This is a genomic window from Verrucosispora sp. ts21 (genome assembly GCF_002879555.1).
Taxonomy (GTDB): domain Bacteria; phylum Actinomycetota; class Actinomycetes; order Mycobacteriales; family Micromonosporaceae; genus Micromonospora; species Micromonospora gifhornensis.
Genome location: NZ_PNOZ01000206.1, coordinates 1 through 356 on the forward strand (window position 1 = coordinate 1; position 356 = coordinate 356).

The following is a 356-nucleotide window of genomic DNA, read 5'->3' on the forward strand; positions in this document are numbered from 1 at the left end:
GTCGCTTTCTAATAAGGTACCGTCAAGATAAAATCATTTCCTATTCTATTTTTTCTTCCCTTATAACAGCAGTTTACATTCCGAAGAACTTCATCCTGCACGCTGTGTCGCTCCATCAAGCTTTCGCTCATTGTGGAAAATTCCTTACTGCTGCCTCCCGTAGGAGTCTGGGCCGTATCTCAGTCCCAGTGTGGCCGTACAGCCTCTCGGCCCGGCTAAACATCATCGTCTTGGTAGGCCATTACCCTACCAACTAACTAATGTTCCGCACCCCCATTTTTAAGTGAAGCTGTGAAGCTCCTTTCTATTACTCATCATGCGATAAATAACTATATCCGGTATTAGCTATTGTTTCC

The 356-nt window shown here is 44.7% G+C and carries 1 rRNA gene; it reads right to left on the reverse strand.

The annotated features are described in order from the left end of the window. Positions 1–356: ribosomal RNA gene (locus C1A38_RS30525) — 16S ribosomal RNA — on the reverse strand; the annotation flags it as partial.